The sequence below is a fragment of the Streptomyces sp. adm13(2018) genome, from assembly GCF_008042145.1.
Classification (GTDB): Bacteria; Actinomycetota; Actinomycetes; order Streptomycetales; family Streptomycetaceae; genus Streptomyces.
Window position 1 is genome coordinate 1 of the sequence record NZ_RDBH01000049.1, and the last position, 4,262, is coordinate 4,262.

Below are 4,262 nucleotides of genomic sequence, written 5' to 3' on the forward strand. Positions count from 1 at the left end.
GGTCGGGCCCCAGAGGCCCTACAGGCCCCACACGCCCTACAAGCACTGGCAGCCCGACAAGGCCCCTCCCTCCTCCCGTGACCCGCCTCGATAGGCTCGTCCCGCCCCGTCACCACGGGCGCAGGGWCGACGGGGGGCACGGACGGTGGAGCAGTCGCGCACGCAACAGGGGGCCGCACGGCCGGAATCGGCGCGGCGGCTGGGCCCCTTCCGGCTGATCACCCGCCTCGACCCGCCCCGCACGGTCGTGCCCTGCCGCCGGTTCGTCGCCCGCACCGAGGACGGCGAGCACACCGTGCTCCTCAGCACCCCGCTGCCCGGCACGGACCCCGCCCGGTTCGCCGCCGAGGCCGACGCCGCACGCTTCCTCCTCGGCCCGTGGATCGCGCCGGTCACGGCCGTCGCCGGGCCCGGCGAACCCGCCTGGTACGCCGGCCCGTACGTCCCGGCGCTCCCCCTGCCCGTGGCGCTCGCCGTCCACGGCGGCCCCCTGCCCGAGGCCACCGTCCGGGCCGTCGGGGCCGCGCTCGCCGAGGCGCTGGCCGCCGCGCACGGCCAGGGCCTCACCCACGCGGGCCTGTCCCCGGCCGCCGTCCTGCTCACCGCGGACGGCCCCCGGCTGACCTGCTTCGGCGCGGTACGGGCCGCCGCGCCCGAAGAGGAGCCCCGCGCCGGGCTGCCCGGCCTCGACCCGGGCACGCTCGCCCCCGAACAGGCCTCGGGATGCCGCCCGCGCCCGCCCGGCGACGTCTTCGCCCTGGGCGCCGTCCTGGCCTGCGCCGCCACCGGCCACACCGTGCCCGAACGGGACGAACTCGTCTGAGACCACCCGCCTCACCCCACCACCCCTCCCGCCGACTGACGGACCTCACCATGCTGTCGCCCCTGACCCACGACGACCCGGCCTCGGTCGCCTCGTACCGGCTCCTCGCCCGCCTCGGCTCCGGCGGCATGGGCACGGTCTACCTGGCCCGCACCCCCGGCGGCCGTACCGTCGCGCTGAAGACCGTGCACCCGCGGCTCGCCACCGACCCCGCCTTCCGCGCCCGCTTCCGGCTGGAGACGGACGCGGCACGGATCATCGGCGCCCGCCACGGCGCCGCCGTGGTCGACGCGGACCCGCAGGCCGAGACCCCGTGGCTGGCCACCGAGTACGTCCTCGGCCCGCCGCTCGACGACGCGGTCGAACTCGGCGGCCCCCTGCCGGAGCCGACCGTCCGCGCCCTGGGCGCGGCCCTCGCCGGAGCACTGGCGCAGCTGCACTCCTCGGACGTGGTCCACCGCGACCTCAAGCCCTCGAACGTCCTCGTCACCGCGTACGGCCCGAAGATCATCGACTTCGGCATCGCGCGCGCGGCCGGCGACGACCACCTGACCCGGACGGGGGCCGCCGCCGGCACGCCCGCGTACATGTCTCCGGAGCAGGCGAGCGGGCAGGAACACCCGCCCGCCGGCGACGTGTTCGCCCTCGCGGGTGTCCTGGTCTTCGCCGCGACCGGCCACGGCCCCTTCGGTACAGGCTCCGCCGCCGACCTCCTGTACCGCGTCCGCTACGCCGACCCCGACCTCAGCGGCGTACCCGAGGCGCTGCTCCCCCTCCTCACGGCCTGCCTGTCGAAGGACCCGTCGGCCCGCCCCACCACCGGCACCCTGATCGACCGACTCCACGACGGTCACGGCGAGTTCGCCGACCATCTGCCGCCGCTGCTGCTCACCGACATCGCCCGCCGGGCCACGGACGTCTGGCTGCACGCCCCGCACCGCCTGCCGGCCCCGGAGGGCTCGGCGGTGGCGGAGACCGCCCCCAGCGGGCCGGTCTCCCGGCGCAGGCTGCTCTCGGCGGGCGGCGCGGCGCTCCTCGGAGCGGCGGGAGCGGGCGGCGGACTGTGGGCCTGGCTGGCGTCGCGGGACGGCGAGGACCCCGGCGCGGCGGGCCCGGCCGCGGGCCCCACCGCGATCCCCGCGAGCACCGCCCCGGACGGCGCACCGGCCGCGCTGTGGCGGGAGAGCGCCCTGGACCGCGAGGAGAGCGTGATGCCGATGCTCGCGGGAGGCGTCGTGGGCTTCGCCGAGACGGTGTCGTTCCGCGCGCTGGATCCGCAGAGCGGGTCGGTGCTGTGGGAGGAGTCGATGGTGATGGACCCGAAGCAGGTGACGACGGACGGGACGCGCTTCTACGCGTCCTCCTATCCGCTCACCGGGACGTCCGCCCTGGAGATCCGTACGCTCGCCGCCCGGACCGGCGAGCAGTCCGCCCGGACGATCACTGTCAAGGGGTTCGAAGGTTCGCTGTTCGGCACGGAACTCCTCACCGCGGCGGGCGGGGTGCTGTACGCGTCCTCCCGCCGGGGCAGCCGGGAGGACACGGACAACGACACCGGCTGGCACCTGATCGCCGTCGACCTCGCCACGGGCAGGGAGATCTGGCGGCATCCCCACACCGACACCAACGCCCGCCCCTGGCTGTCCCGGATCGTCGGCGACCGGCTGGTGCTCGGCAAGAACAGCGGTGACCTGAAGTCCTTCGACGTCCAGGTGCGGGACCGTCGCACCGGCCGGCGGTTGTGGCGGCGGAGCATCCCGCTGGAGGAGTCCCCGTCGTTCATCCCCGGCCAGTTGGCCGTCGACGACCGGCACGTCTACCTCGGCGGCGACCGCCTCCGGGCGCTGCGCCTCACCGACGGGGGCGTCGCCTGGGAGTACGGCCGGGGCTCCCTCTTCGGGGTCCCCACCGTGGCGGACGGCCGCGTCCACGCGAACGAGGCCGGCCGCGGGCTCGTCGTCGTCGGCGCGGACCGTGGCACCAAGGAGTGGTCGGAGGCGGTCTCCGGCCGCAGTCTGACCCCGAACCTGTACGCGGTCCCGGTGATCGGCCGGAAGTACGTGTACGCGCCGGTCCGGGGCGGCCTGAACGCGATCGACCGGGCGACCCGGCGCTCGGCGTGGGTGTTCCCGACCGAGGCCACCCGGTACGTCACGGACGCGCAGCGGAAGCGGATCGTCGGGGCGGGGCCGTCGTCCATCGTGGCCCTCCCGTACGCCTAGCCCTCCGGATGCCTAGCCCTCCGGAAGCGACCGCGCCCCCGTCCTCCTCCCCTTCCATCCTCCTCCCATCGACCACCGACCCGGAGACCACCCGTGACCACGCAGCCCCTCGCCACCGGCGACCCGCTCCGGCTCGGCCCGTACCGCCTGCTCGGCGTCCTCGGCGAGGGCGGCATGGGCAAGGTGTACGTCGGCCGGGACGGCGACGGCGTCCCCGCGGCCGTCAAGGTCCTGCGGCCCGAACTCGCCCACGACCGGCACCTCGCCCAGCGCTTCGTCCGCGAGGCCGACATGGCGCGGGCCGTCACCAGCCCGGGCGTGGCCCGGGTCCTCGGCGCGCAGACCGAGGGCGGACGGCCGTGGATCGCGGCGGAGTTCCTCGCCGGACCGACGCTCGACGAGGCGGTCCGGGCTTACGGGCCGCTGGACGTGCCGGCGGTCCGCGCCCTCGCGGCCCGGCTCGCCCGCACCCTGCACGACATCCACGCGGCCGGCCTGATCCACCGCGACCTCAAGCCCGCGAACATCGTCCTCACCTCCACCGGCCCGCGGATCATCGACTTCGGCATCGCCCGCCCCGAGCACGGCCTCACCCTGACGACGACGGGACAGATCCCCGTCACCCCCGGGTACGGCGCTCCCGAGCAGGTCCTCGGGCAGCGGGTCGGCCCGGCGTCGGACGTGTTCTCGCTCGGCGCGGTCCTCGCGTACGCGGCGAGCGGCCGGCGTGCCTTCGACGGCGCGCACGTGGCGGCCGTCCAGTACGAGGTGGTGCACGGAACGCCCGAACTGAGCCTGGTGCCGCCGGAGTTGCGGGAGCTGATCGGGCCGTGCCTGTCCAGGGACCCGGCGCACCGTCCGCAACCCCCGCGGGTCGAGGCGGCGTTCGCGCCGCCGAAGGGCGCGGACCGGGCGTGGCGGAAGGGTCCGCTGGCCGACGACATCAAGCGGCGAGAGACGGCGACGAAGCGTCTGACCGCGCCCGCGGACACCGTCGTCCCGGCCGCGCCGTCCCGGCGGCGGTTCCTCACCGGGGCGGCGGTGTCCGCGGGCGCGGTCAGACGCTTCGTCGCCGTCTCTCGCCGCTTGATGTCGTCGGCCAGCGGACCCTTCCGCCACGCCCGGTCCGCGCCCTTCGGCGGCGCGAACGCCGCCTCGACCCGCGGGGGTTGCGGACGGTGCGCCGGGTCCCTGGACAGGCACGGCCCGATCAGCTC

General features: G+C 76.3%; 2 protein-coding genes and 1 pseudogene. All 3 read left to right on the forward strand.

Annotated elements, in window-relative coordinates; genetic code table 11:
- Positions 1 to 145: 145 nt before the first annotated feature.
- Positions 146 to 817 (forward strand): annotated as a pseudogene (locus tag EAO70_RS04055) (serine/threonine protein kinase); the annotation flags it as partial.
- A 56-nt stretch (positions 818 to 873) separates the two neighbouring features.
- The gene (locus EAO70_RS04060; RefSeq protein ID WP_187283712.1) at positions 874 to 3,045 is read left to right on the forward strand and encodes a protein kinase domain-containing protein; all 2,172 of its coding nucleotides are present in this window, start codon (positions 874 to 876) and stop codon (positions 3,043 to 3,045) included.
- Positions 3,046 to 3,138: 93 nt separating this feature from the next.
- Positions 3,139 to 4,262 (forward strand): serine/threonine-protein kinase (locus EAO70_RS04065; protein ID WP_261992648.1); only part of this gene is annotated, 1,124 nt, incomplete at its 3' end.

Coding starts and splice junctions, on each gene's coding strand:
- EAO70_RS04060 (WP_187283712.1), top strand. CDS start 874: ATGCTGTCGCCCCTGACCCACGACGACCCGGCCTCGGTCGCCTCGTAC.